Source organism: Sphingobacteriaceae bacterium GW460-11-11-14-LB5 (genome assembly GCA_002151545.1).
In the GTDB taxonomy this organism is placed as follows: Bacteria; Bacteroidota; Bacteroidia; order Sphingobacteriales; family Sphingobacteriaceae; genus Pedobacter.
The window spans coordinates 4918792-4945297 of sequence record CP021237.1; the positions used below are offsets into that span (position 1 = coordinate 4918792).

The 26506-nt window shown below is 39.6% G+C and carries 26 protein-coding genes; 7 read left to right on the plus strand and 19 right to left on the minus strand.

Translation table 11 applies throughout. The features are described from left to right. Window positions 1–18: 18 nt before the first annotated feature. From CA265_19870 to CA265_19900, 7 genes are all read right to left on the minus strand, one after another. Window positions 19–1419, minus strand: a complete 1401-nt coding sequence (locus CA265_19870; GenBank protein ID ARS41788.1) for a glucuronate isomerase — start codon at window positions 1417–1419, stop codon at window positions 19–21. Window positions 1420–1614: 195 nt separating this feature from the next. Continuing rightward, window positions 1615–3261 carry an altronate hydrolase gene (locus CA265_19875; protein ARS41789.1) on the minus strand — a complete coding sequence of 549 codons (1647 nt, stop codon included), beginning with the start codon at window positions 3259–3261 and terminating at the stop codon, window positions 1615–1617. Window position 3262: 1 nt separating this feature from the next. Next, window positions 3263–4774, minus strand: a complete 1512-nt coding sequence (locus CA265_19880) for an altronate oxidoreductase (GenBank protein ARS43068.1) — start codon at window positions 4772–4774, stop codon at window positions 3263–3265. A gap of 54 nt (window positions 4775–4828) precedes the next feature. Next, on the minus strand, window positions 4829–5839 hold the full coding sequence (locus CA265_19885; GenBank protein ID ARS41790.1) for a pectate lyase: 1011 nt from the start codon (window positions 5837–5839) through the stop codon (window positions 4829–4831). A 130-nt stretch (window positions 5840–5969) separates the two neighbouring features. Beyond that, entirely contained in the window at window positions 5970–7901 is a 1932-nt protein-coding gene (locus tag CA265_19890; protein ARS41791.1) for a glucuronyl hydrolase, read from the minus strand. A gap of 5 nt (window positions 7902–7906) precedes the next feature. Next, window positions 7907–9580 (minus strand): glycoside hydrolase, encoded by a 1674-nt coding sequence (locus CA265_19895; protein ARS41792.1) that lies wholly within the window; start codon window positions 9578–9580, stop codon window positions 7907–7909. A gap of 159 nt (window positions 9581–9739) precedes the next feature. Continuing rightward, on the minus strand, window positions 9740–10696 hold the full coding sequence (locus CA265_19900) for a pectin esterase (protein ID ARS41793.1): 957 nt from the start codon (window positions 10694–10696) through the stop codon (window positions 9740–9742). A gap of 293 nt (window positions 10697–10989) precedes the next feature. On the opposite strand from CA265_19900, the gene CA265_19905 reads away from it, so the two are divergent. Together CA265_19905 and CA265_19910 are read left to right on the plus strand one after the other, a co-directional pair. Then, on the plus strand, window positions 10990–12630 hold the full coding sequence (locus tag CA265_19905; GenBank protein ARS41794.1) for a glycoside hydrolase: 1641 nt from the start codon (window positions 10990–10992) through the stop codon (window positions 12628–12630). A 4-nt stretch (window positions 12631–12634) separates the two neighbouring features. After that, window positions 12635–13426 (plus strand): GDSL family lipase, encoded by a 792-nt coding sequence (locus tag CA265_19910; GenBank protein ID ARS41795.1) that lies wholly within the window; start codon window positions 12635–12637, stop codon window positions 13424–13426. A 14-nt stretch (window positions 13427–13440) separates the two neighbouring features. Here CA265_19910 and CA265_19915 read toward each other — a convergent pair whose 3' ends face one another. Together CA265_19915 and CA265_19920 are read right to left on the minus strand one after the other, a co-directional pair. Continuing rightward, window positions 13441–13692 (minus strand): hypothetical protein, encoded by a 252-nt coding sequence (locus CA265_19915; protein ARS41796.1) that lies wholly within the window; start codon window positions 13690–13692, stop codon window positions 13441–13443. An 11-nt stretch (window positions 13693–13703) separates the two neighbouring features. After that, window positions 13704–15227 carry an MFS transporter gene (locus CA265_19920; protein ID ARS41797.1) on the minus strand — a complete coding sequence of 508 codons (1524 nt, stop codon included), beginning with the start codon at window positions 15225–15227 and terminating at the stop codon, window positions 13704–13706. A 152-nt stretch (window positions 15228–15379) separates the two neighbouring features. Here CA265_19920 and CA265_19925 point away from each other — a divergent pair, with 152 nt between their 5' ends. Continuing rightward, window positions 15380–16270, plus strand: a complete 891-nt coding sequence (locus CA265_19925) for a hypothetical protein (protein ID ARS41798.1) — start codon at window positions 15380–15382, stop codon at window positions 16268–16270. Here CA265_19925 and CA265_19930 read toward each other — a convergent pair. The 6 genes from CA265_19930 to CA265_19955 form a co-directional block, all read right to left on the minus strand. Next, window positions 16267–16896, minus strand: coding sequence for a hypothetical protein (locus tag CA265_19930; protein ID ARS41799.1), 630 nt, complete (start codon window positions 16894–16896; stop codon window positions 16267–16269). The genes CA265_19925 and CA265_19930 overlap by 4 nt on opposite strands. Before the next feature lie 90 nt (window positions 16897–16986). Continuing rightward, window positions 16987–17532: a hypothetical protein gene (locus CA265_19935; protein ID ARS41800.1), complete on the minus strand. Its 546-nt coding sequence runs from the start codon at window positions 17530–17532 to the stop codon at window positions 16987–16989. A gap of 68 nt (window positions 17533–17600) precedes the next feature. Continuing rightward, window positions 17601–18857, minus strand: coding sequence for a hypothetical protein (locus tag CA265_19940; GenBank protein ARS43069.1), 1257 nt, complete (start codon window positions 18855–18857; stop codon window positions 17601–17603). 173 nt (window positions 18858–19030) lie between these two features. Beyond that, the gene (locus CA265_19945; protein ID ARS43070.1) at window positions 19031–19504 is read right to left on the minus strand and encodes a hypothetical protein; all 474 of its coding nucleotides are present in this window, start codon (window positions 19502–19504) and stop codon (window positions 19031–19033) included. Window positions 19505–19550: 46 nt separating this feature from the next. Then, a complete protein-coding gene (locus CA265_19950; GenBank protein ARS41801.1) occupies window positions 19551–20108 on the minus strand; it encodes an RNA polymerase subunit sigma-24 in 558 nt (185 codons plus the stop codon). Window positions 20109–20503: 395 nt separating this feature from the next. After that, the gene (locus CA265_19955; GenBank protein ARS41802.1) at window positions 20504–20713 is read right to left on the minus strand and encodes a hypothetical protein; all 210 of its coding nucleotides are present in this window, start codon (window positions 20711–20713) and stop codon (window positions 20504–20506) included. A gap of 17 nt (window positions 20714–20730) precedes the next feature. On the opposite strand from CA265_19955, the gene CA265_19960 reads away from it, so the two are divergent. The 4 genes from CA265_19960 (at window position 20731) to CA265_19975 (ending at window position 24043) form a co-directional block, all read left to right on the plus strand. Beyond that, window positions 20731–21135, plus strand: a complete 405-nt coding sequence (locus CA265_19960; protein ID ARS41803.1) for a hypothetical protein — start codon at window positions 20731–20733, stop codon at window positions 21133–21135. Between the two features lie 82 nt (window positions 21136–21217). Next, window positions 21218–21442 (plus strand): hypothetical protein, encoded by a 225-nt coding sequence (locus tag CA265_19965; protein ARS41804.1) that lies wholly within the window; start codon window positions 21218–21220, stop codon window positions 21440–21442. A 29-nt stretch (window positions 21443–21471) separates the two neighbouring features. After that, on the plus strand, window positions 21472–22041 hold the full coding sequence (locus CA265_19970) for a cyclic nucleotide-binding protein (protein ID ARS41805.1): 570 nt from the start codon (window positions 21472–21474) through the stop codon (window positions 22039–22041). A 256-nt stretch (window positions 22042–22297) separates the two neighbouring features. Next, window positions 22298–24043 carry an aspartate--tRNA ligase gene (locus tag CA265_19975; GenBank protein ARS41806.1) on the plus strand — a complete coding sequence of 582 codons (1746 nt, stop codon included), beginning with the start codon at window positions 22298–22300 and terminating at the stop codon, window positions 24041–24043. A 169-nt stretch (window positions 24044–24212) separates the two neighbouring features. Here the strand turns inward: CA265_19975 and CA265_19980 are convergent, their stop codons facing one another. The 4 genes from CA265_19980 to CA265_19995 form a co-directional block, all read right to left on the minus strand. Beyond that, on the minus strand, window positions 24213–24650 hold the full coding sequence (locus CA265_19980) for a hypothetical protein (GenBank protein ID ARS41807.1): 438 nt from the start codon (window positions 24648–24650) through the stop codon (window positions 24213–24215). After that, a complete protein-coding gene (locus CA265_19985) occupies window positions 24637–25014 on the minus strand; it encodes a hypothetical protein (protein ARS41808.1) in 378 nt (125 codons plus the stop codon). Before CA265_19985 ends, CA265_19980 begins: the two co-directional genes overlap by 14 nt. A 53-nt stretch (window positions 25015–25067) precedes the next feature. After that, entirely contained in the window at window positions 25068–25334 is a 267-nt protein-coding gene (locus CA265_19990) for a hypothetical protein (GenBank protein ID ARS41809.1), read from the minus strand. A gap of 73 nt (window positions 25335–25407) precedes the next feature. Further along, complete coding sequence (locus CA265_19995; protein ID ARS41810.1) at window positions 25408–26457, minus strand: AI-2E family transporter; 1050 nt, start codon at window positions 26455–26457, stop codon at window positions 25408–25410. Window positions 26458–26506 lie beyond the last annotated feature (49 nt).

The following is a 26506-nucleotide window of genomic DNA, read 5'->3' on the forward strand; positions in this document are numbered from 1 at the left end:
CCTAAAGCCTGATTTTGGTTAAAATTTAAAGTAATTTTTTGCGTTAAAGTACGAAATATCCTGCACAATTTTGCCAACCCACTCCAAGTCGTTAGGTAATTCGCCATTCTCAATGTCTTCTCCAAAGAGGTTACAAACAATCCTTCTGAAATATTCGTGACGGGGAAAAGAAAGGAAACTGCGCGAATCGGTAAGCATACCTACCAGTCGGCTTACAAGCCCCATGTTCGATAGTGCATTTAACTGTTTAATCATACCATCTTTTTGATCTAAAAACCACCAGGCCGAACCAAACTGGACTTTACCTGCAACCGAACCATCGTTAAAGTTTCCGATCATGGTTGCAATTAATTCGTTATCGGCAGGATTAAGGTTATAGATAATGGTTTTAGCCAGTTTATCCTGATTATCTAAGCGGTTTAAGAATTTAGAAAGCATTCTCGCCTGACTAAAATCGCCGATCGAATCCCAGCCCGTATCCGGCCCCAATTGCCTTAACATCCGGGCATTGTTATTCCGTAAGGCACCCAGGTGATATTGCTGTACCCAGCCTTTTTCATGGTCCCACTCTGCAAAATAAACCAGCATGGCCGATTTAAATTTCAGGTTTTCCTCGTAAGAAATATGCTGTTTGCTGCGGATTTTATCGAAGATCGATGCAATTTCAGCTTCAGTATAATCTTCAGCGTAAATCTGTTCCAAACCATGGTCAGAAACCGAACAGCCATTTGCCGCAAAATAATCGTGGCGGCTTTTTAAGGCGTCGATATAATCCTGAAAGTTACTGATGGTTTTATCAGCAACACTTTCTAATTTGTCGATATATTCGTTTAAACCTTCAATATCATCACTGTTCATCGCTTTATCCGGACGGAAGGCCGGCAACATTTTAAGGTTGGCACCTTCTCTTGCCAGTTGCTGGTGGAAGTTTAAACTATCCAGCGGATCATCGGTAGTACAAACGGCTTCAACATTCATTTTGGCTAATAAACCGCGCACCGAATATTCGGGGGTTTGTAGTTTTGCAGAACATTCATCGAAAATTTTCTGTGCCGTTTTGCCAGAAAGTAAATCGGTTATACCAAAATAACGCTGAAGCTCTAAATGTGTCCAGTGGTATAATGGGTTACGCAGGGTATATGGAACAGTTTCTGCCCATTTCTCAAATTTCTCATAATCAGATCCAACGCCAGTAATGTATTTTTCATCAACACCATTGGCACGCATGGCTCTCCATTTATAATGATCGCCGGCAAGCCAAACCTGACTGATATTGGCAAACTGTGTATTATTGGCAATCTGCTCTGGAATAAGGTGATTATGGTAATCGATAATCGGCAATGACTTTGCAAAATTGTGGTAAAGCTTTTCAGCAGTTTTGCTTTGCAAAAGAAAATTTTCGTCTAAAAAAGGTTTCATTCTATATGATTTGAGACATTAGATATCGGTTTGAGCTGATCAAAACGCTTATCTATTAAATTTTTATTTATGTATTATCTCCGGTCTGTGTCCTCACAGACCGGAACTCAATTTATGTATTAGTGGCCTGTGAGGTCACAGACCACGGAATTGGGCTCCAAGGCTCACGACTTGGGACTTACGACTCCAGACTAATTAAAGACTAACCCCCCGTTTCCATGGAATAAAATCATCCTGATTAAGCAGCACCGCTTTAGGAATTACTTCGCCACTGGCCGCTTTAATACAATATTCCAGGATGTCTTCTCCCATTTGTTCGATGGTTTTTTCGCCTTCAATTACCGGTCCGCAGTTGATATCGATGATATCGCCCATGCGTTTGGTTAAAGCATTATTGGTTGAAACTTTGATGGTTGGACAAACCGGGTTTCCGGTAGGTGTGCCCAAACCTGTGGTAAACAAAATTAAGGTTGCTCCAGACGCTGCTTTTCCGGTAGTAGCCTCCACATCATTTCCTGGGGTACACACTAAGTTTAATCCAGGTTTTGTTGCTGGCTCGGTATAATCTAAAACATCCTCAACCGGCGAAGTTCCGCCTTTTTTTGCTGCTCCGGTACTTTTAATGGCATCGGTAATCAAACCATCTTTTATATTTCCAGGTGATGGATTCATGAAAAATCCAGAGCCCACATTTTCTGCCGATTGATTGTAAGCGGTCATCAACTGGATGAACTTACGTGCCGCAGTTTCATCTTTGGTACGGTCGATTAACTGTTGTTCTGCGCCGCAAAGCTCAGGGAACTCAGCAAGAAGTACAGTACCGCCTAAAGCCACCAATAAATCAGAAGTATAACCTACTGCCGGATTAGCACTAATTCCACTGAACCCATCACTACCACCACATTTAACACCCAAAACCAGTTTGCTCAAAGGGGCTGGCTGACGTTCGATTTTATTGATTTCGGTTAAACCAATAAAGGTTTTCCTGATGGCTTCTTTCACCAATTGTTCTTCGCTCTGCGATTGTTGCTGCTCAAAAACGAATAAAGGTTTATCAAAATTCGGACTGCGGTGTTTTAAATCGTCCATAAAATCTTTAACCTGCAGGTTCTGGCAGCCTAAGCTTAAAACAGTTACACCTGCTACGTTAGGGTGATCGGCATAGGCAGCCAATAATTTACTCAGCACAGCGGCATCCTGACGGGTACCACCGCAGCCACCCTGATGGTTTAAGAATTTAATGCCATCAACATTTTTAAAAACACGGTTGGCCGATGGATTCGCCAGTCCGATAGAACTTGGATCGGCCTCTGCTAAGATTTCGCCATTTTTATACGCTTCAACCAGTTGGTGGGCGTAAGACTTGTATTTATCGGTTACCGCATAACCCAATTCATTGTGCAAAGCCTCACGGATCACATCCAGGTTGCGGTTTTCGCAAAATACAGTCGGAATAAACAACCAATAATTTGCGGTTCCTACACGCCCGTCACTACGGATATAACCGTTAAAGGTCCGGCCTTCAAATTTAGAAACATCCGGTGCATGCCATTCGTAATGGTATGGCCTGAACTCATATGGATCAGAAGCATGTTTCGTGTTTTCGGTATCCATTAAGCCACCTTTTAGGATGAAATGCTGCGCTTTACCCACCAATACACCATACATAATGATGTGATCGCCTGCATTCATATCCTGCATAAAAAACTTATGCTTAGCCTGGATATCATCCTGTAAAATATATTCGTGCCCATCGTAAATAACGGTTTCGCCTTTTGCCAGGTTTTGCAAGGCAACAAGTACATTATCGTTAGGATGGATTTTTAAAATTCTAGTAACCATTTTAAATTGTCCTTTCTGAATGCAAGTTACTTAAAGTTTCTTTTGCACCCTTGTTCTGTAATAAGTCAACGTAAGATTTTACGGCCGCGTTAAAGCCGGGGTAATTATTCAGGTTTTTATCCCAAAGACGCCTGTCGCCAAGGGTATTATCTACAACCGTTTCCGGATTCTTCCAGTATTCGTATAAAATTTCTGCAAATTCATCCTGCACCGGATAAGTTTTACCGTTTGCACTGGCGGTGTAAGTATCGCCATCCTGGTTTACATTCATAAAAAGAATATATGCGGCAACCCCTAAAGCGGTAAGTTGAGGAACTTCATTTTTTAAAGCATAATATCTTCTGATCAAAGGCATATTACGCATTTGCATTTTTGAGGTGAAGTTTAGCGTAATGGCCTGCCACTGATGCTCAAGGGAAGGGTTACTGAAACGGTCGACTACACTTTTCGCAAAAGCAATTGCTTCATCATAAGTGATATCTTCATTTACCACAACAGGCGCAATTTCATCTTTCATCAGTTTTAATACATTAGCCGAGAAATCTTCATTCGCCATCGCCTCTTTTACCGTATTGAAACCTGCCAGGATTGCTAATCCACAACTAATGGTATGTGTGCCGTTAAGTAAGCGGAGTTTTAGTTCTTTAAATTTGTCGATTGACGGAACAATGAAAACACCCTTATCGGCCTTTGCAAAAGATAAAATTTCTTTCACTTTTTCGCTTGATGATTCAATAGCCCAAAGCCTGAAAGGTTCGGCCATAATCATCAATTCATCTTCATAACCCAATTCGCTTTCGATGGCTTTTTGCGCTGATTCCGGAAGTTTTCCTGGAACAATCCTATCCACCAAAGTCTTGCAAAAATGATTGGCTGTTTTTAACCAGTTTTCGAAATCCCAGCCCAGTTTGTTCTGAATGGCAAGATCAAGCAAAATTTCTTTCAGTTTATCCGCATTGTCACTAATTAATTCTGTTGGCACAATAACCATCCCGCTTTCTGCCGAACCATTAAATGCAGTATATCTTTCGTGCAGAAAAGCCAATAATTTTCCTGGATACGACTGTGGCGGGTTATCAGTGATTTTATCTTCACTTTTAACAATCCCAACTTCAGTTGTATTCGAAATAACAACCTGCATTTCGGGCTGGTGAGCGGCTTTTAAAATCTCTGCCCAGTCTTGTGAAGCTGATAAAACACGGCTGATTGAAGCGTTGATAGAATTTTCTTCTACATGAGCACCATCTTCGATCCCTTTTACACAAAGTGTGTATAAATTATCCTGTTTCGAAAATGCATCAGCACCACCTTTTGAAGTGGATTTAACCACTAACACACGACCATTAAAAATTCCTTTCTGGTTGGCTTTATCAATAAAATAATCAGGTAAACCACGTAGTAAAACACCTGTTCCAAACTGGATTACTTTTTCTGGTAAAGCCAAAATTTCGGCACTTGGTTTGATCACCTTATCGCCGTTAATATTTTTTAAATTTTCTTTGTTTAAAATCATTGCCTTGCTATTTTCTGTCATTGCGCGCTACTGGTAATGACGGGTTATAATTATTTATTTTCCACTTGTGCTTAACCACTTCGGGTATTCCTTTTCGATTAATTTTTGGCCCCAGTTGCCATACCAGGCATAGCCGTTTCGCCGCTCAGGACTTAACTCTTCTAATTTTGTTTTAATGGTGTTGTCACGATCGCCGAAAATCGGGGTGTTTTTCTCTATATCGTAAAATCGTGCCCAGGTCATGCTCGTGTTATCGGCAACCAAAGCTGAAGTATTTTTATTCCGATCGAAACGATAACCCGCAATTTTATAGGTATCGAACCATTTCACTGCAGCAGCAATTGCATTTTTGACTTCAGGCGATGGATTTTTAAGCCTCATCAGAAAACGGACAATACCTGCCGATTCACTCGTGCTTAATGAAGCCGGCTCAAATGCTCTTGCTTTTGCAGGCAACATTGAGTCTTTATCGTATTGCGCAGCCCAGATAGTTAAAGTTCCATGCTGTTTTACCTGTGTTTTGATAATGCAATCAATACCTTTTGCAATGGCCGTTTCTGCTTTTTTGATGTAAGCTGGATTTACAACCTCAAAATCATTTTTCTGTGTGACGATATCCTGTAAGATATTAAGCACATTAATCATTGCATCATCATTGTAGGTAATTTCTGAGCGGTACAAAGCTTTATCAGGATAATACTGCGGCCAACCACCATTCGCATATTGCGCGACTAAAATATAATCCAATCCTTTTTCAGCTGCCGTTAAATAAGCCTTATTCTGTGTTTTTTTATACGCTTGAACGAGGTATAGCACTTCTCTGCTGGTGGCTTTGTTATCGAACGTGGCGTGTAAATCTTTCGTTGCTTTTATCCTGGCCAAAAGCTCAGGTGTTAAGGTTGCTCCGTAGTTCACCACGCTTTTATCTTCGAGTTGCTTTGGCCAGCCGCCATTGCCTAATTGATATACAAGCATTTTATCTGCTGTAGAATCGGTAGGCTGCTGCGCATAACACGATAGCATGAAGCTGCTACAGACCAGGGTTAACCATATTTTTATTTTCATCACTTTTATTTCTTAGTTGTTTGCCAAGGAGGCACAGATTAGCATTGAAGCCATCGTCTGTGTCCCACAGACCATTAATTAATTTTTCCGTTTGTCTGTATTTCCGTGGCTAATATTTATTCATCTATGGTTACTTTTTACCCGGAACCTGTTTAATCAACCAGTTTACCAGATCGTTCGTTGCCTTAAAGTTTTCAAAATCTGCGGGCAATTTCCTGCCATCGATATACTCGTTATAGAACCATGGATCACCCACAGCGAAAACAGTTCCCTTACCATATTTAGCTGTTGCAATAAGCACGTCTCCATTATCTGTTAAGGCCGAAACCGCAGGGCTTTTGGCTACGATAGTCGAGATTTCTTTGATGTAAACTTTTTTGGCGGTTTTAAAAATTGAATTTCCGACCGGGATTTTTACAGCACCTTGCTCAAAGTTCGAACCTTGAACCTTGTTGCGGCTATCCTCATTAAAATGGATTCCGAAAGTTTCTGGCAGCACATTGAATTTAGAAATTTCACAATTGCCCACATCGTTTAACAAGAGCACTAATACCCCTCCGGCCTTAACCCATTCGCTAACCTGTTTGGCATGTGCAGCATTCATGAAATTTGGATTTGCCGTTTCCTTTTCGGTATCTGGATCTACAATAATATAAATGTTGCTGCCTTTTAAATTTGCTGTTGTTGGTGCCGTTTTAAGGGTAGCGGTTTTAACCCCGGCATCATTAAATACTTTACCGAATAAGGAAAAGCCATTGTTATCATCTTCTTCCCATACATAATGAAAAGGGATTTTATCTCCGGTAGGACCAGCCATGTACTCGTTATTGAAGAAATTATCAACGGTAACGGTTAACCCTTTGCCTGGTTTTGGTAACTGATCGATTTCCATTTCTGAAGCTGCACAGATAAATGAGCCTACGCCTTTCGGATCGTTGGTGATTACCTTTTCGCTGATGTAATAGTCGAAACTTCCATCGCGATATTTGGGTTTTCCACCCAATCCCGATACGGATACAGTTTTGGTCAGGTTTATTCTTTCTGCTCCCGCTTGTTCAACAAATTCTTTCTTTAAACCGGCATAACCTTTATTTGCAGCCGCCATAAACGATGGCGCCAGCCAACCCTTACGTACACCTTTGGCCAGGCCATATACAAACATGCTCGAAGCCGAACTTTCCAGGTAGTTTCCTTTTCTGGTTGGCATATCTAAAATATCAAACCATACACCTGATTTTTGATCCTGATATTTCACAGCAGCGGTTGCCGTACGGTTTAAAATGGCGATTAATTCTTTCCGCTGAGGATGATTAGCTGGGAAATTATCCAGCACATCTACCAAAGCCATGATGTACCAACCCATTGCCCTGGCCCAAAAATTTGGTGAGCGGCCTGTTTTTTTATCCGCCCATTGCTCTGTTCTGCTTTCATCGTAACCGTGATAAAGTAATCCCGTTTTAACATCGCGGGAATTTTTCTCCATCAGGATAAATTGTTTAGCAATATCGTCGAAAGCGGCTTCTTTTTTCATCAGCCTGGCATATTCCGCATAAAACGGTTCTCCCATGTACAAACCATCCAGCCACATCTGGTTTGGGTAAATTTTCTTGTGCCAAAAGCCACCTTCCTGGGTGCGTGGCTGCTTTTGTAGCTGATCGTACAATTTAGTTGCCGCTAACAGGTATTTCTGCTGCCCGGTAACTTTGTACAACAATAATAACGAACGGCCATTTTTAATGTTATCGATATTAAAATCTTCTGATTTGTAGGTGGTGATATTTCCTTCTTTATCCAAATAGGCATCCATCGAACTTTGAATGTATTTGAAATATTTCCCATCGCCTGTATTACGCCAAACCGCTGCAGCACCTTCCAGTACCACACCCATGTCGTAAGACCATCTCGGTCCTTTTGGTCCTTTTAAAACGGTCGTATCCTGCCAAAGTTTTTCCATCGCAGTTAAGGTTAACTGTTCTGATAATTTCTTTTGGGCAAATCCACTTTGTGATAAAATAGAAAAACCGATGAGGGCAGCTGCTGTATATAGAATTGATCTCTTCATGTTGGTTATTTTGAAATTTCCAGTGCTTTTTTATCTACTTCAGTACCTAAAAGTGTAGCCATTTTCGCTTTAGAAACATCTGTTCCACTAATTTTTACACCTTTTGTCTTTTCGCCGCTTACATCAAACAACACCTTGCTGTTTTCAGGGTATTTTAAATTGCTGATGTTGATGTTCGATCCGTTCTGGATCATGACAACCGGACTGGTATTTTCGGTAATTACGTTTATGTTTTTAAGGAAAATTCCAGCAGCCTCAATAATTTCAATGCCTTTGTTTGCTTTTATGGTTACATTTTCCAGGTGGATATCTTTGATGTTCATTTCTGGGAGACCCCTAAAAAATATGGCTTTTTCAGCACCATTGGCTACCACATCTTTGATGTAAAAGTTTCTGAACTGGGGCGTAGCTTCAGTTACCGGAACCATTACCGTTTTAATGGCTTCACGTTTTTCGCCCGCCAAAGGAACCGGGTCAACCGCAGCGTAATACATGTCGAACAGAATGGCTTCACCAGGAATATCGATCATATTGATGTTGTTGATGTAAATATTTTCGACCACACCACCACGGCCACGGGTAGTTTTAAAACGCAGGCCGATATCAGTACCAATAAAAGAGCAATCGTACACCCAGATGTTTTTTGCACCACCACTCATTTCGCTGCCTATTACAAAACCGCCATGGGCATGGTAAACCACATTATTGCGAATAATTACATTTTCTGTAGGCACGCCACGTTTGCGGCCCGCTTCATCCCTTCCCGATTTAATGCAAATCCCGTCATCACCCACATCAAAAGTGCTACCTTCAATTAATACGTTTTTGCACGATTCTACATCAACGCCATCGCCATTTTGTGCAAACCAGGGATTTTTTACCTGTAAGTTTCTTAAGGTCAAATCCTCACAAAGTAAAGGGTGTAAATTCCATGCTGGTGAATTTTGAAAAGTAACGCCTTCTAAAAGAATTTTTTTGCAGCCCGTTAACACCAGCAAATTCGGACGAAGGAAATCTTTGATATCTTCATAATCTGCCGCTGTTTTACCCGCTTCGATTACGCCTGCATTTTTAGTATTCGAACCTTTAAGGGTTTTCTCAGATGGGTACCACATTTTTCCATCAGCCTTAACGATGCCACCTGAGGCCACCAAAGTTTTCCACTGTGTTTCGGTGAGTTTATCTTTTTTAACCATGCGCCAGGCACCTCCGTTCCCGTCGATAATCCCGGTTCCGGTAATGGCTATATTTTCGAGGTTAACACCTGAAATCGGACTCTGGTTTCTCCAGGCTGGCTGACCTTCCCAATTGCCCTGTACCAATTTGTATTGATTAAAATCGTCGGTAAACTGAAGAATAGCATCACGTTTTAAGTGCAGGTTGACATTACTTTTTAACTCGATAGGGCCGGTTAACCATAAACCAGAGGGAATTAAAACCACACCACCACCTTTCTGACTCACGCTTGCTATGGTTTTATTAATACTCTGTGTATTTAAGGTGATCCCATCGCCTTTTGCTCCGAAGCGAACAATGCTCGTGGTATCTTTTTTAAATTTAACCTGCTGAATAACGGGTAAGGATTGCTTTTGTTGCGCGATAGCAGCACTTGCAGAAGATAGAATTAAGCATGCCAGAGCTACCTTAATACGGCATAAACGACCTGAAATATGTTTCATTATTTGCGCTGTTAAATTATACTTGGTTATTGTAATAACAAGTGTACGTTGTTTGCGCTTAAAATAGAAGAGAAATCTATGCAATCGTTACCGGAAAACAAGGCAAAAAGGCGCCAGAAAACAGATACTTAACGACTGTATATCAATTATTTAACACACTTATTTCACCTCTGGATCCCATCCACGGAAAACGTTTTCCAAAATGTAGGTCTTATATTCATTATCTGTTAATTGGTGCGACCAATTTGCCCTTTTTTCCGGATCGGCTCCTTTTCCACTGCTTTTATATTCAGCATAATAGGCCGTTTTCTCATTGCTTTCTTTGCCCCAGTTGTTCCAGCCTTCAGGGCGGATTAAATCTGGCAGTTCGCAATTGAGGTAGGCAACTTTTGCATAAGGCCTCCATGGTCTGCCCAGGTAGAAACTATTGGCTGGTGCATCTCCTTTGATTTTGCATTTGTTTAATACATAACCAAATTTTGTAGTATCAGCAGTTGATGCTGCTGTGATATACCCCGCCTTTTTGCAGAAAATGGTGCAGCTTTCGAACCAGGCCGTTGAAGCCCCGAAAATAAAATCAACCGTTCCTTCGATGTAACAGTTTTTATAGTATTGGCGGTTGTTGCCTCCGTAGGTATAAAGTGTATCCTGAAAGCCTAGAAACCTGCAGTTGGTGAAAATTAATTTATCACCTCCTGCCCAAACCGCAACGGCTTGCCCTACCGGACCTGATGAATTTTCGAAAGTGATGTTCTCCGCAGAAAAGCCTTCGCCGTAGATATAAAAGCTGGAAGAACCCGAAGTGCCTTTTTCTTCACCAAAAACATTCTTCTTCTGGGCGTAGTCATCATAAGTTAAAATGGTTTCGTTTACACTTTCGCCGATAAACCGCACATTCTTTTTAGAAGCGGCCAAAATCAGTTTTTCCTTATAAATGCCTTTTTTGATCAAGATGACAGTGATTTTGTTCCTGAAATCGGGTACGGCATTGATGGCTTCCTGCACCGTTTTAAAGTTTCCGCTTCCATCGGCGGCTACGACAAAGTCTGCTTTGGTTTCAAGGGCATTTGCGGTCAATGAAATCGCCACAAGAAAAAACAGGATGATTGCTTTCATATCAATTTGGTTAGGTATAAATTAAAATCGGCCACGTAAAAGTATAAACTTTGTAACGCAGCCGTGTTTTTAAAATATATGATGAACAATTTTAAACATTAATATCCATCAGAAAGAAGTTTTTCCGGGATTAAACATTGCAAACGATGTCGGGAACGATTGCACAATAACAACTTGCCTAAAAATAAAAAAAGACTTAACCTTGTTTATACCCCCGCGGCGTCATGCTGAACTTGTTTCAGCATCTTGTTCATAAATTACTGACCAAATATTATTAAAAATATCATTGTAAAATGAAATATCTATTTAGTTCAATCCTTGTATTAAGTCTTGGCATCAAAACCTTTGCCCAACTCAGGCCAAAAAGCGAGTATATCTCTAAAGTTTGGGTTGCTGACTTAGGGAACGGGACTTATAAAAACCCGGTGATCAATGCCGATTATTCTGATCCTGATGCCATCCGGGTGGGAGATGATTTTTATATGATCGCCTCCAGTTTCGATGCCATCCCGGGGTTGCCGATTCTGCATTCGAAAGATTTGGTCAACTGGAAAATAATCGGCCATGCTTTAAAACGCCAGCCTCCCTTCGATCATTTCGAAAAAACTCAACATGGCAATGGTGTTTGGGCGCCTTCTATCCGTTACCGCAATGGCGAATTTTATATCTATTATCCCGACCCTGACTTTGGGATTTATTTAACAAAAGCTAAAACCATAACAGGAATGTGGTCTGCGCCAAAATTGGTTGCTGCTGGTAAAGGATTGATTGATCCCTGCCCGTTTTGGGACGAAGATGGCAAAGCTTATCTGGCCTATGCCTATGCAGGAAGCCGCGCAGGCATAAAAAGTGTGTTGGCGATTATGCCATTAACAAACGACGGCGCGCAAGCACTAGAAACAGGCAGAATTGTGTACGATGGTCACGAACTCGACCCAACCATTGAAGGGCCAAAATTTTATAAACGTAACGGCTATTACTATTTGTTTGCACCAGCTGGTGGTGTTTCTACAGGCTGGCAATTAATTTTAAGAAGTAAGAACATCTACGGCCCATACGAGAGAAAGGTAGTTATGGATCAAGGGAAATCCTCGGTAAATGGTCCGCATCAGGGTGCCTGGGTTAATACGCAAACGGGTGAAGATTGGTTCCTGCATTTTCAGGACAAAGACGCTTATGGCCGTGTGGTTCATCTGCAGCCGATGAAATGGATCAATAACTGGCCCGTTATCGGCCTTGATGCAGATGGCGACGGTAAAGGTGAGCCCGTAACCACCTATAAAAAACCAAACGTAGGTAAGGTTTATCCGATTGAAACCCCAGTGGAAAGTGATGAATTTGATACTTCAAAACTAGGCCTACAATGGCAATGGCAGGCCAATCCGCAACCTACCTGGCTATTTACCGATGCAGACAAGGGTTTGTTAAAGTTGTACACGGCTAAAATTCCTGATGATGCTAAAAACCTTTGGGATGTACCGAATCTGTTGATGCAGAAATTTCCTGCTGATGAATTTATGGTCACAACCAAACTCTTGTTTAAACCTAATCCAAAACTGGAGAACGAAAAAACGGGTTTGGTGATAATGGGCAGAAGTTATGCGCAGATTAGTATGAAGAGCAAAAAAGATGGCATATATCTGATGTATGGTGTTTGCCAAAGTGCCGACAAGGGAAAAACGGAAAACGAAAAAGAAATTACCAGGCTGAAATCGGGGTCAGTGTATTTTAGGGTTAAAGTTAGCCCGGGTGCAAAATGCCAGTTTAGTTACAGTGAAGACGGAATTCGTTTTACGAATGTAGGCGATGAGTTTCAGGCTACAGCAGGGCAATGGATCGGCGCAAAAATGGGCATCTTTGCCATTCGGGATAGCCAAACGAATGATTCAGGAATTGCCGAATTTGATTGGTTCCGTGTACAAGCTTTAAAATAGAGCAATGAAAAAATATAAAATCCTTATCGCAACCCTTGGTGTCATTTTACTAATGTCTTTCCTAATTAAACCTAAACCTGTTAAGGTTTATTTAATCGGCGATTCTACTGTTGCAGATTATACTTTGGATGAAGGTTATCAGCAGAAAAAATATCCAATTACGGGCTGGGGGCAGGTGTTTCAGCAATTCCTAAAAAAAGACAGTTTAAAAAAATTAAACAGGTTGATTAAAAGCGACAGCGCTTTGGTTATTGATAAAGCAAAAGGGGGAAGAAGCACCAGAACTTTTTTTGAAGAGGGAAGGTGGAAAGAAGTTTTATCAACCTTAGAAAAGAATGATCTGGTATTGATCCAGTTTGGGCACAACGATGCAGCGAAAGATAAACCCGAACGTTATGTTGATATTCCGGGTTATAAAGATTTTTTAAGGATGTATGTGAAAGAAACAAGAGCACAAGGTGCTCTACCGGTTCTGATTACGCCGGTTACCCGTAATTACCCCTGGAAAGATGGCAAACTGGGCAGTGCACATGGCGAATATCCACAGGCAGTGAAAGATGTGGCTCAGGAATTAAACGTATCCATTATCGATCTAACCTCACTTTCAGCAGCATTTTTTACCACAAAGGGAAGTGAATTTGTAAGCAAACATTACTTCATGAATTTAGACTCGGCAAAATATGAGGCGTATCCAAAAGGACAAAAAGATAATACCCACTTCCAGCCAGAAGGAGCCAGAGCAGTTGCACAGCTGGTTTATAATGAATTAAAAAACATCAACCACAAAACGGATTAACAATAAGACTTAAATCATAACTCTTTTGAACTTTCCGGCAAGCGATCATACTCGCCCTTCCAGGCATAAAAGCCAAATATCATCAATCCCAAACTAATTGGAAGGAAAATAAATAGGATAATTGCCCATTGCAGCATGGTATTGGTGCGCTCGATATCTGTATGGGTCAGGCCTACTTTATCTATCGCCTGCATAAACAAAAAAGTCATGGTTAATGGTCCCAAAACCATCCAGACTAAACCTAAAAATTTCTTTAACGTATTCATCTTCTTCGTATCTAGTCGTTAATATTTTCGTCTCTTTTATTCGATAAATAAATGGCACCAATAACCAGGCTCAATGCCGCTATACCTATCGGATACCAAAGGCCCGATAGCGGCGTAGAGCCTGAAAAACTTGCAATCAAGGTTGCAATAAAGGGCACAAGTCCACCAAAAACACCGTTACCGATATGATAAGGCAGCGACATAGAGGTGTACCTGATTTTAGTTGGGAATAATTCAACCAGGAAAGCTGCAATTGGCCCATAAACCATGGTTACCAATAAAATCTGGAAGAAAATTAAGCCAACAAATTTCCAGAATACCGGCGTAGGCAAAATTTTATCTTTTACTACTTCTTTACCCAGGAGAATCCCTTTGGTTGCAGAAACCGTATCGGTTTGTACCTTGTTAAAAGATGCACCATTTTTTAACATTACTTTAGTAGAAACGGTGCGTAAACTGTCAGTTGAGTTTGCAATCAAAACAGAAGTTACCGGAGCGGGTCTGGCAGATAAAATATCCGTCTGTTCAATTTTTGTATAATCGGTATCATCCAAAAATATTTGATAGATAGGGCGATAAAAAAGAATTCCCAAAAGCATGCCGCTCAGCATAATCCACTTCCGGCCAACCTTATCGCTCCAGGCACCAAATATCACAAAAAACGGAGTGGCAAAGGCAATCCCCCAAAGCAGAATATATCTCGAGTCATTAAAATCCAGCTTACAGGTATTCTCTAAAAATGATTGTGCATAAAACTGACCCGTATACCAGATTACCCCTTGCCCCATCGTTGCCCCAAATAGGGCCAGAAGCACCATCTTAAAATTCGCTTTGTTGTTAAAGCTCTCTTTGAGTGGATTTTTTGAGACATTTCCCTCTGCCTTCAGTTTAGAAAACATGGGCGACTCATGCATTTTCATGCGGATATAGATCGAAACAACAACCAGTACTATCGATAACAAGAAAGGGATTCTCCAGCCCCAATCGCCAAAAGTTTCAGCACCTAAAATATTCTTCGTGATGACGATAATCCCCAGCGAAAGGAATAAACCCAATGTTGCAGTAGTTTGAATCCAGCTGGTAAAAAAACCACGTTTGTTTTTTGGTGCATGTTCTGCTACATAAGTTGCCGCACCACCATATTCTCCACCCAATGCCAGCCCCTGGATTAACCTTAATATTAATACCAAAATTGGTGCGGCATAACCAATACTTTTATACGAGGGGATTAAACCAATAAAAAATGTCGATCCACCCATCAACACCAAAGTGAGCAGGAAAGTATATTTTCGGCCGATTAAATCGCCAAGCCTGCCAAAAACCAATGCACCAAACGGACGCACAATAAAACCTGCTGCGAAAATAGCCAGGGTGTTGATTAAGGCCGATGCACCTGCATCTTCCGGAAACAACTGATGACCAATGATAACGGCAAGGCTACCAAAAATGTAAAAATCATACCATTCAATCAGCGTGCCTAGGGATGATGCACCGATTACTTTAAAGATATTGTTCCTGGGTAAAGTGTCGCTCATAAGAAATTAAGAATATTTGGTTTCCCAAGATAAACATTTGCATGACAATCGGCAACCTGTACTGTCTGTCAATTAATTTGTTACATGACCAAACATTTCGGCTTTAGTTTTGTATTTTCATCCGTAACGAATTTATTCTCCATTTAGATAATATGCTTTTAATACAAAACATTAGGTTAAGTAGAATTTTAAGAAATACCTGGCACGTTGATCTGATCATGATTGCCTCCTGCACCGCCGCTTACTTTGTACGTGAGTATTTAATTGCCCATCATTTCTCCATTCCATCCATTATTCCAACGGTTTTAGGTACAGCCATTGCCTTTTTTATTGGATTCAACAATAACCAGGCGTACGATAGGTGGTGGGAAGCCCGAAAAATATGGGGTGCTTTGGTAAACGACTCGCGTTCTTTTGCAAGGGCATTGATTAATTACGTGGATGAAGATGAAGAAAGTGTAAAACGAATGGTTTACCGGCACATTGCCTTTTTATATGCGTTAAAAGCGAATTTAAGAGGCACAATAGATGAAATTTACACCAAATATTTATCTGAAGCAGATTTAAAAGAAATAGAAAAACACAACAATACGCATAATGCGATTTTAAATATACAATCGAGAGATTTACAAAAATTATCAAAAGCTAATGCCATTGATGGTTTCCGCTTTATTGAAATTAATGAGATGCTTACCCGGTTTTCTGATTCGATGGGCATGAGCGAGCGTATTAAAAATACCATATTCCCTACCACTTACACCTATTTAACTAAAGTATTTATCTGGTTATTTGTGGTCACCTTTACCCTGGTTATCAGTCAGGATGCAGGGCCCGCAGCCATATTTTTGGGCTGGTTAATTGGTTTCGTATTTGTATCTACGCAGATTAATGGAATGAGCCTGGTTAATCCTTTTGAAAACAATTCGGCAGGGGTTCCGCTTAACCAGATTACCAGAACGATTGAGATCAACCTTTTGCAGATGCTTGAAGATGATGAGATTCCTGAGCCTGTTAAACCGATCAATGACGAATATGTCCTTTAAATCTTAACTGTTTTCTTCCCGATAAAGATGAAAAGCAGTGATAAAAGCCAGAAGATAAACAGGATTACAACTGCATTCAGAATGGCTTTTGGATAACCCAATTGTACTACATCGATAAATGGGTAGGGATATTTATTAATCAGGTAACCCCTAACCACAATAAATACCACATAAAGCAGTGGATAAACCAGCCAGTTAATGGCCTGTTTGTATTGTAGCGTTGATTTTTTAACGAAGAAAAGCCAGAAAAATAAAAAGATTAAGGGGCTTACCACATGCAAAAGTTCATCGGCCAGCCTCGCCCAACCTACAGGCGATGCCAAGCCACGCAGCATGATATTGTAAATCAGACCGACTACCACAATATAAACCGTTATGGCCGTTAAAGTAGAAGAGCGGGTAAATAAACTGCCTGATTCACTTCGTTTAACAAAAGATAAACGTGTAAAGCAAATGGCAACAATAATATTGGTGATTACGGTAAAGTAAGATAAAAACGCTTTAATTGTTACAGGATAATCATTATTCAAGAGCTGTAAACTTACCCTGAATTGCAATGCGAGGGAAAACCAAACCACAATAGCAGCACCAATAAAAAAAGGCCTGAAATTATTTTTTAAATCCATAAGCTAGCGCTATATTGAGTGTGACAGAAAAGTAGGAAATTAATATGAAGGAATGAAATTTAAGTGGCGTTTTTTCGCTTCCGGAAATGGTTAATAACCTGTTAATGTACTTTTTAATTTCTCCTCAAAAAGTATCGATTTAGCTTTGAACTGAGGGTCGGAAAAGGAAATATTGGCTGTGGCGTAAATAATCTTTCCATCTTTTCCAACCAATACATTCGATGGAAAACCGTGATTAATATTCAGTTTTCTGATCTCATCTTTGCTCAACGATACAATTTCGTATTTATACCCGTTTCGTTTTTGAAAGCGTTTGGCACTAGCGGGATGATCATGCGTAATGCCGATAAACCTTACGGCCTTTTTACCATATTTAGCCACCAAACTATTTAATTCGGGCATTTCGGCTATACAGGGCGGGCATTTTTCGAACCAAAAGTTAATCACCACTACCTGGTTTTTTAAATCGGTATTAGAGAACGGCTTTTTATTGGTGGTTAAACCTTTAAAAGCAGGTAAATCTTTACCTATTAAATCTTCAAAGAAAGTTTCCTGTGTGGCCCATTTAACCGGGGCATCTTGTGCCAATACCGTGAAGGAAAAAATAGAAAGCAGAAGAATAAGGTAAATTTTCATCAGCGCAAAATATAAAAAAAGTCCTACCAATTTGGCAGGACTTCATTGTTTGTTTGGTTTAGAAAATCTTATTTAAAGGTAACTGAGCCGTATTCGGTTTTAATGGATACGTTTGCAGCACCACCGCTACCAATTTTGCCGGTATATTTTTTAGTCTCATCGTCTTTACTAACCAGGCTCGATGTTACGTTTGAACCATATTTAAAGCCTGCATACGAAGTAGAAACGTTGAAATTGGCATTGAACCGGTCTGCAAAGCCCAAGCCGATGCTTACATATTCGCCTCCGAAGGTGAAGTTTTTACAAGCTGGGGTAATTTCACTCACATTTAAACGGTTATAATCCATGTTGATGTTTGCATCGCCATTCAGCGAGCCTAAAGTAACATTCGAATATTCGGCATTAACGGCAATTTTACCTGCAGATGCAATATTTAAATCGCCATAAGCTTGTTTAACCACTGTATTACCTTTAACCGTATTGATGTTTACTTTGGCATATTCGGCATTTAAAAGCAAGTTGCCGCCAATGGTACCAATAGTTAAACCTTTGCCATACTCTACTTTAATATCGGCTGATCTTCTGATGGTATTGATGTTTACCGCCACATATTCTGCATTAAGCTGTAAAGTACCTACCGAACCAATGGTTACAGGCCCATTATATTCATGTTTTACTACAGCGGCATTCAGATCCTGGATATCGCATTTGCCATATTGAACATTGATGTAGTTATTTACGTTGCTTAAATTACCGGCAACCAAATTGCCATATTCTACCTTTAAAGAAGTCGGGCCAGAAAAATTACCCAATTCTACATTGCCATATTCTTGTGAAACCGTTAATGGGTTTACAGCAGGCATATATACCACATAACTTACCTTTACTTCCCTACGCCAGGTGGTTACACCATTTTTCATCCCGCGGCCATAACGTCCGTTTCTGTCGCCCATATTGGTTTTGAAAGAAACCACATCACCATTTTTAGCGGCATCAATACTCACGCCATCAATCAGTTTCTGTACATCGCTGTCTGAGTTGCTATAAGCTTTAATATCTACGTCAACACGTACTTCTTTTTTATCCCAGGTTTTAATTACGATAGATCCGAATTGGTTGTTTAAATTAACCTTATCGTTATTATCTACATTAAAACTCTTGCTAAAAGATTTTGATCGTTCGGCATCACTGCCTGTTTGTTTATACTTTGAAGTGTTAACCATCGCCATTGTTGACGATTTCTCTACATTTTCTATAACTACTTTCTCTGACGGGCTGTTTACGACCCCTTCTTGCGCATTAGTTTTTACGGCAATTAAAGCCATAAAGGCTAAAAATATTTTTATTGTGTTCATGTTGTTAATTGTTAAACACCTATACACTTAAAACCTGCCGGCTGGCCATAAGCTTTCGATGTGGTGAGCGTCTCCTGATTGGTATCCAGTATGTTTAATCAGGTATCAAGACGAATCTTGTTATTGTTTTATCTCGGTTTTGCTTAAATTTGGTTAACCCTTTTATAATCGTCAACCTGGTTAATAATCAATAACTGTTGTTTTAATAACTGCAATTGTATTTCGCGGTTTTTAACCATAGCCTTTACCACAAAAGTTTGGTTGGGCGAGCTTGGCAATTCCGTTTTTAATCTTTCATAATCTTCGTCCAGCTTTTTCAAATCAGCGGTAAATTTTTTATACAGCTCTGGATTTGCAGAGGCGAAAATGGCCAGACTATCCCTTTTTTCGGTAATTAAACCAGCGAAATGAACGTCTTTTTTGGCGTATGAAGCGCTAACGTCGGCTATTTCTAAATCTTTGTTTTGTAATTTTCCTACGTATAACCAGGCTAAACCGAAAACAACCACAATAGCTGCTGCTGCACTCATCCATAAATACAGTTTTACCGGTTTTTTTTTCTTCTTGTTGTCTAACTCCTGTTCAATCTTTGCCCAAAGTCCTGCCGATGGCTCCATTACGTCGAAAGCTTTACGGTTTTCCTTTACAAAGGTTTCTAATCTATTATTCATCTCTCATCCCTTTCTGTTCTAAAATACTTTTTAACTTCTTTTTAGCCCTCATGTACTGTGTGCGGCTGGTATTTTCACTAATTTTTAAAATGTGTGCAATCTCTTCATGGTCGTAACCTTCTAACAGGTACAAACTCAGTACCACCCTGTAGCCATCTGGCAATTGGGTTATGGCTGTTCTTATTTCTTCAGCCTGTAACTGCACTTCATGGTCATCAAAACTATCTTCATCCGGCACTTCCGATATTTCATCGGTACTTACAAATTCCATCTTACGCTTACGTAAATAATTGATGGATTTGTTGATCACGATCTGCTTTAACCAAAGTCCGAAAGTGGTTTCCTGCCTAAAATCTACAATTCTGGTAAACGCATCCAAAAATGCTTCCTGTAAAACATCTTCTGCCTCTTCCTCATAATTTAAAATGCGCAGTGCCACATTATACATGGCCTTTGCATACAGCTTGTACAATTCAAACTGTGCTGCGCGGCTGCCCTGCATGCATTTTTTTACGAGTTCCAGGTTTTTATCGATGTATACGGCTTCCAAAATTTCGAATATTCTGATTATAAGACATAAGGGATTTTAAAACGTTGCATCAAGGTAGAAAAAAAGTTTAAAATATATTAACGCAGCTTTAAGAATAAGATCAGGCATGCTGTTATGTACCGTACACTACCTTTATTTCCTAAAAAGAAAAAATATTAAGATCATTAGGAAATGGTTGGTTCTGTGCCTTTGGCCATTGCAGTCCTGCTTTTTGGTACGAGTTCCGATGCTAATGTAGTGCCGATTTATCGGTAGAGGATCGGAAGCTCTTCCCGACAATCAGGTTTATTTAACCGAGGCTGGTGCCTCGAAAACAAACCGCTGTTAAATAAACCAGACAGGAGCGAACATCCCGATTTAGGCACTGTCTGTTTTGTTTTTTATCGTGTGCTTGCTTATTTCACAGGTTTTATCGGGATAAAGCGGATGGCGGGGCTAAAGCACCTATGAAAGGCTGATCTTTCATTTCCTAAAAAATAAAAGCCTTTAAACATTAGAAATACGAAAGGCATTTTATCATTAATGACAAACTGGTGCTTTGGATTTTTTGAAATTTGTGGAAAATCAGCTACCGGAACATCATAAATTTGAAAACCCTGATACAAACCTTTAACTTCATGCCATGGATACCGATTTAATCATTTCAGCAATAAACGAGCTACATAAAAAAGCAGATCAGGCTTTAGAAAGTAAAGATCTAACTGCCTATACTGCTATGTTTGATGACCGTTTAAGCTTTACGCCAGCAGAAGGAACCGCTTTAAATAAGCGTGATTACACCATTGATTTAAAAAAATACTTTGGTAACCTTAAAGAAATCCATACGAGTTATTACAGGATTAAATCATCCATGGAGGATGATATTTTCACAGAAAAAATTGCCCGGAAATCGGTTCTTCTAAAACCCAATCTGCTTATCTTTTCGAAAAAACAAACCATCCAAACCGAAGAAATTTACCACTGGAAAAATATTAATGGCGAATGGAAGGTAATCGCTATTGAAATCGTGCTGGAGGAGAAATACTAATAAATATTCTTTTTTGACCTACATCAAAGTTTAGGATTTTTAATGGCTGCAGCTTTGCAACATTATAAAATACAGATCAAAAATGAAAAAAGAACATTTCAAATACATCAATACACTTTTCGTGGTTATCCCTATGACATTAATTATGGCTTTTGTAGGTTTAATGCGTAACTATGGTTTTGGCGAGGGCTGGTTCATCAAATTTTTACAGGCCTGGAGCATAATGCTGCCTGTAGCTTATTTTGCAGCCTTTATCATTATTCCCAACGCACGGAAACTGGCTGAAAAGATTACCTCGAAAACCTAAACATTGTTAATGTAGTAAGCCTGAATTAAATGCACAAACAGCTTTCAAGTTATATAAGAGAAAAAATTACCATCAGCGATGAGGATCTGGAACAGGTATTGTCTTTTTTCAAGATGATGCAGGTAAAAAAGAACGAAATCATGATCAGCCCTGGCGAAACGAGCCAGCGCATTTATTTTGTTGACAAAGGCTGCTTGCGGATTTTTTTTCGAACTGAAGGAGGCACTGAAGCTACCCGGCATTTTGCTTTCGAAAAGCAGTTTGCCACCGCTTTAGTCAGTTTTATTACCAACGAAACTTCAAAGGAGTTTGTGCAGGCCATAGAAGATACCGATCTACATTACATTTCGCAAAAAGATTTTTACCACCTGCTTAAAATCATTCCGCAGTGGGAGAAACTTTACCGCCATTATCTGGAGTATGCCTACGTAAGCAATACCAATCGCTTAATGTCGTTTATTACGCTCGATGCCACCGAGCGTTACCGCCAGCTGCTTGCCCAAAATCCAGGCGTGGTTATGCGCATGCCAAACAAAATGGTTGCCTCTTACTTAAATATCTCGCAAGAAACTTTAAGCAGATTAAAATCAAAAGCCTGAGTTCTATAATAATGGTGATTAATGTGATCGCCCTGCTATCCCGAAGGCTCGGGATCAGCATTTTTCCTGCAATAAAGACCCTGAAATAAATTCAGGGTAACGGCCTCTAAAGGATATTACCTTTGTTAAACTTATACAAAGAGTTTTCAAATTGCATTTTTTTTGCCCACTAAAAATCCTGATTCAAAAACCTTTGGTTATAGCATTAACTTTAAAACAAAATCGGTATTTTTGCCGCTCAATTTAGATTATATATATGTTAAGAACAGTAACTTGTGGTGCATTAAACCTAAATAACTTAGGCGAAAGTGTTACGCTATGTGGTTGGGTACAAAAATCAAGAGATTTAGGCGGTATGACTTTTATCGACATCCGCGATCGTTATGGTATTACTCAGTTGGTTTTTAACATGGACGATAATCGTGAGCTTTGCGAAACCGCACGTACTTTAGGTCGTGAATTTGTAATCAAAGCGATTGGTACCGTTGTTGAAAGAAGCAACAAAAACCCAAAAATGGCTACAGGCGATGTGGAGATTAAAATTTCTGCATTAGAGATTTTAAATGCTGCGAAATTACCGCCTTTCATGATCGATGATGAAACCGATGGTGGTGATGAGCTGCGCATGAAATACCGCTATTTAGACTTACGCCGTAATCCGGTTCGCAATAACCTGGTTTTACGTCATAAAATGGCACAATCGGTTCGCCGTTATTTAGATGCTTTAGATTTTATCGAAGTAGAAACACCTGTTTTAATTAAATCAACACCAGAAGGTGCAAGAGATTTCGTTGTGCCTAGCCGCATGAACGAAGGTGAGTTTTATGCTTTGCCTCAATCGCCGCAAACCTTTAAACAATTGTTGATGGTTTCGGGATTCGACCGTTACTTCCAAATTGTAAAATGTTTTAGAGATGAAGACTTAAGAGCCGACCGTCAGCCTGAGTTTACCCAGATTGACTGTGAAATGTCTTTCATCGAACAAGAAGATATACTAAACACTTTTGAAGGTTTGATCCGTACTTTATTTAAAGAAGTACGCAACTACGATTTACCAGAAGTGCCGCGTATGCAATATGCAGATGCGATGCGTTTATATGGATCTGACAAACCAGATACCCGTTTTGCGATGCAGTTTGTGGAGCTTAACCACCTGGTAAAGGGTAAAGGTTTCCCTGTTTTCGACAATGCAGAATTGGTAGTAGGTATCAATGCAAAAGGTGCAGCAAGTTATACGCGTAAGCAATTAGATGAATTAACAGATTTCATCAAACGCCCGCAGATTGGCGCCACAGGTTTGATCTATGCACGCCACAATGAAGACGGAACCATTAAATCATCAGTAGATAAGTTCTTCAACGAAGAAGACCTTAAACAATGGAGCGAAGCTTTCGGCACAGAAAAAGGCGATTTATTATTGATTTTAGCCGGCTCTACCGATAAAGTACGCAAACAGCTAAATGAGCTTCGTTTGGAGATGGGTAGCCGCTTAGGTTTACGCGATAAAAATACATTCTCTGCACTTTGGGTATTGGATTTTCCACTTTTAGAATGGGATGAGGAAACTGAACGTTACCATGCCATGCACCACCCATTCACTTCGCCTAAACCTGAAGACATTGCCTTATTAGATACCGATCCTAAAAACGTACGTGCCAATGCTTACGACATGGTCATCAACGGAACTGAAGTTGGTGGTGGATCGATCCGTATTCACGATAGGGCATTACAGGCTTTAATGTTTAAACATTTAGGTTTCAGTGCAGAAGAAGCACAAAAACAATTTGGTTTCTTAATGGATGCCTTCGAGTTTGGTGCACCTCCGCATGGTGGTATTGCTTTTGGTTTCGATCGTTTAACCTCAATTTTTGCAGGTTTAGATTCCATTCGTGATGTAATTGCTTTCCCTAAAAACAACTCAGGAAGAGATGTAATGATCGATAGCCCGAGCACTATTGACGAGAAACAATTGAAAGAATTAAAGATTAAAACAGATTTATAAATAGATCCGTCACGCTGAACCTGGTTTAGCATCTTTTCAAGAAGAACCTGAAAAACCAGGATGACGAAACGCATAAAAAAAGCCTCAGGATTTTGAATTCTGAGGCTTTTTTATGACAGTCACTTTGCGTTTCACTAACGAATGAACCAATGGCTAATGAACCATTGAACTAATATGTTTCACTATCAGGCGGAATGCCATAGTCAATAAATTTCTTTTCTTTTTTCTCTTTCTTTTTACCCAACCAACTCTTTACAGAATTAAAAATTGCTGACAAATGTTCTGCGTCAAGCGATTTACCAATTTTTCCTGAAACCAGACCTACAGCTGCTTTGGTTAAAAAACCGGCACCTCTAAAAAGGGTTTTATTCATAAACATGGGCAAAAGCAAGGACATAGCGGTTCCGCTTATATTTAATTTTTCGTCGGCTTTAAACAGGTTACTTGGTGTAGCATACCTTTTTATCAGTGCGCCCAAGGTAAATTGTTTAAAATAAGCTTTCGTATCCGATTTAAGCATATTTTGCTTAAGCGTATATTCAACCTTCAGTTCTAATTTTCTAGCCTGCAGGTCTTCTAGATTTCGGATGTCTTTATACCTTTTCATCTTCCTCCTTATCTGCAAGTTTATCAAAGTATTTTCTAATGGCTACATTAATAATGGCCTTTTCGATATACTTATCCTTAGTTAAATAAACAATTATTGCCAATAGGATATAGAACAAAGATACGCAGCCAAAGCCTCCGGCATAGCTACCTAAAAGATCAGACAGATAAAGTGCCAAAGTTACCGAGCCAAATAAAAAGGCCAATATAAAACAAACAATAACTGCCGTACTGGTTACCAGATCGGCAAATACTTTAGAGACTTTTTCTACCAGGTAAAGCCTCGTATACTCCACTCTGGCCTCTAGAAAGCCTTTAGCATCGTCTACAAGATCTTCGATACTTTTATCTTTATTTTCCTGCATAATTCAGATGATATTTAACCGGGCAATTGCCCGGCTATGCAATATTTTATTTATTACGCGTGTTCAACGTCGTCACTATATTCTTCTTCTACGCTTCTTAATTTTGTTTTAATTGAGCTTACCACTTTATCTTTTAAGCTGGCAAGATGGTTAATTTCATCAGCAGCTTTATCTTTGATAGAGTCGCCCAGGTCTTTTAGAGATTGGCTTAATTTATCGCGGGTTTCATCACCTTTATCTGGTGCGAACAAAATTCCTAGCGCCGCACCAGCAGCTAATCCTGCTAAAAGCGCAACTACAACTTTTGAGTTATCATTCATAATTAATGTATTTTAAGGGTTTAACAATTATGTACAATATAAAACTACTACATTATTTATTGTTAAGCTATATTTATAACTCCGTATGCTCATTATTTGTTTTAATTCTTTCCAATCTTTCTGATGCAAGCGTACTGGTTTCGTAAATCTTAACAAGCAATATAAAATAAGATAATAGCAGGGGACCAAAAACAAGGCCCAATATTCCAAATAAAGGGATACCAATAATTACGCCAATTACGGTAATTATGGGGTGAATATTGCCAACTTTTTTTGCGATGATAAACCTGAGCACATTGTCAATATTGATGATGACTACAAAACCAAAAATAAGCATGGCCCAGCCAGCAAAATTATTCCCGTTCGCAATCTGTAAAATCGCAGCCGGAACAAAAACAACTGGTGGCCCCAAAACAGGCACAAAAGAAATAAATGTTGTAATTACGCCCCAAAACACGGGATCTTTATAACCCAGCACATAAAAAGAAAGACTTAAAAGCGAACCCTGAACGAGGCAGATCAGTCCCTGGCCCAACACATTTGCATAAGTTGTATTCCTCATTTCATCGCCAAAACGGAGGGCGTTCTGTTCTCTGAAAGGCGCATATTTAATCAATGAAAATTCGAATTTTTTCCGCTCAATTAACATAAAGTAGAGTAAAAAGTACATCACCAATAAACTTAATACAATATTTACTGCACTCGATATTAAGGATGGAAAAAGCTGAGTGGCCCAATTCCCCAAACGGTTTAATCCTTCCTGAATAACATCCTGATTAATTTTAACCGGAATAAGGTGTTGTAGTTTAACCAATAGATTCCTGAAAAAGACTTCATTGTTCCTCAATTCAGAAATTTTGCTGATAACCATACTGCTTAATGCATAAAAAGGCATTACAATGAGTATGATAGAGATGGTGATCAGAAAAATAGCCGTTACTCTTTTATTCCACCCCTTATTTTCGGCCAAATGGATATAGGCTGGCCGCATGATGGTATAAAGCACCAAAGTGCTTAAAATGGCGCTAAAAATACTCTGCAAAGAATATGCAATTAACACCCCGAGTGCAATAATAATGACGAGGTTAATGTTATTGCGTTGCTTATAAGAGAATACTGACATATTTAGATAATAAGGCTATTCTTTAAATGTTAAAATGCCCCCTTTTGTT

Bases quoted from the DNA above. Each gene is read 5' to 3' on its own strand.
- CA265_19940 (ARS43069.1), bottom strand. From the start codon at position 18,857: ATGGCTTTAATTGCCGTAAAAACTAATGCGCAAGAAGGGGTCGTAAAC.
- CA265_19895 (ARS41792.1), bottom strand. From the start codon at position 9,580: ATGAAACATATTTCAGGTCGTTTATGCCGTATTAAGGTAGCTCTGGCA.
- CA265_19920 (ARS41797.1), bottom strand. From the start codon at position 15,227: ATGAGCGACACTTTACCCAGGAACAATATCTTTAAAGTAATCGGTGCA.
- CA265_19915 (ARS41796.1), bottom strand. From the start codon at position 13,692: ATGAATACGTTAAAGAAATTTTTAGGTTTAGTCTGGATGGTTTTGGGA.
- CA265_19930 (ARS41799.1), bottom strand. From the start codon at position 16,896: ATGGATTTAAAAAATAATTTCAGGCCTTTTTTTATTGGTGCTGCTATT.
- CA265_19960 (ARS41803.1), top strand. From the start codon at position 20,731: ATGGATACCGATTTAATCATTTCAGCAATAAACGAGCTACATAAAAAA.
- CA265_19925 (ARS41798.1), top strand. From the start codon at position 15,380: ATGCTTTTAATACAAAACATTAGGTTAAGTAGAATTTTAAGAAATACC.
- CA265_19945 (ARS43070.1), bottom strand. From the start codon at position 19,504: ATGGAGCCATCGGCAGGACTTTGGGCAAAGATTGAACAGGAGTTAGAC.
- CA265_19980 (ARS41807.1), bottom strand. From the start codon at position 24,650: ATGAAAAGGTATAAAGACATCCGAAATCTAGAAGACCTGCAGGCTAGA.
- CA265_19995 (ARS41810.1), bottom strand. From the start codon at position 26,457: ATGTCAGTATTCTCTTATAAGCAACGCAATAACATTAACCTCGTCATT.
- CA265_19990 (ARS41809.1), bottom strand. From the start codon at position 25,334: ATGAATGATAACTCAAAAGTTGTAGTTGCGCTTTTAGCAGGATTAGCT.
- CA265_19910 (ARS41795.1), top strand. From the start codon at position 12,635: ATGAAAAAATATAAAATCCTTATCGCAACCCTTGGTGTCATTTTACTA.
- CA265_19890 (ARS41791.1), bottom strand. From the start codon at position 7,901: ATGAAGAGATCAATTCTATATACAGCAGCTGCCCTCATCGGTTTTTCT.
- CA265_19975 (ARS41806.1), top strand. From the start codon at position 22,298: ATGTTAAGAACAGTAACTTGTGGTGCATTAAACCTAAATAACTTAGGC.
- CA265_19880 (ARS43068.1), bottom strand. From the start codon at position 4,774: ATGATTTTAAACAAAGAAAATTTAAAAAATATTAACGGCGATAAGGTG.
- CA265_19885 (ARS41790.1), bottom strand. From the start codon at position 5,839: ATGAAAATAAAAATATGGTTAACCCTGGTCTGTAGCAGCTTCATGCTA.
- CA265_19900 (ARS41793.1), bottom strand. From the start codon at position 10,696: ATGAAAGCAATCATCCTGTTTTTTCTTGTGGCGATTTCATTGACCGCA.
- CA265_19965 (ARS41804.1), top strand. From the start codon at position 21,218: ATGAAAAAAGAACATTTCAAATACATCAATACACTTTTCGTGGTTATC.
- CA265_19935 (ARS41800.1), bottom strand. From the start codon at position 17,532: ATGAAAATTTACCTTATTCTTCTGCTTTCTATTTTTTCCTTCACGGTA.
- CA265_19970 (ARS41805.1), top strand. From the start codon at position 21,472: ATGCACAAACAGCTTTCAAGTTATATAAGAGAAAAAATTACCATCAGC.
- CA265_19870 (ARS41788.1), bottom strand. From the start codon at position 1,419: ATGAAACCTTTTTTAGACGAAAATTTTCTTTTGCAAAGCAAAACTGCT.
- CA265_19985 (ARS41808.1), bottom strand. From the start codon at position 25,014: ATGCAGGAAAATAAAGATAAAAGTATCGAAGATCTTGTAGACGATGCT.
- CA265_19875 (ARS41789.1), bottom strand. From the start codon at position 3,261: ATGGTTACTAGAATTTTAAAAATCCATCCTAACGATAATGTACTTGTT.
- CA265_19905 (ARS41794.1), top strand. From the start codon at position 10,990: ATGAAATATCTATTTAGTTCAATCCTTGTATTAAGTCTTGGCATCAAA.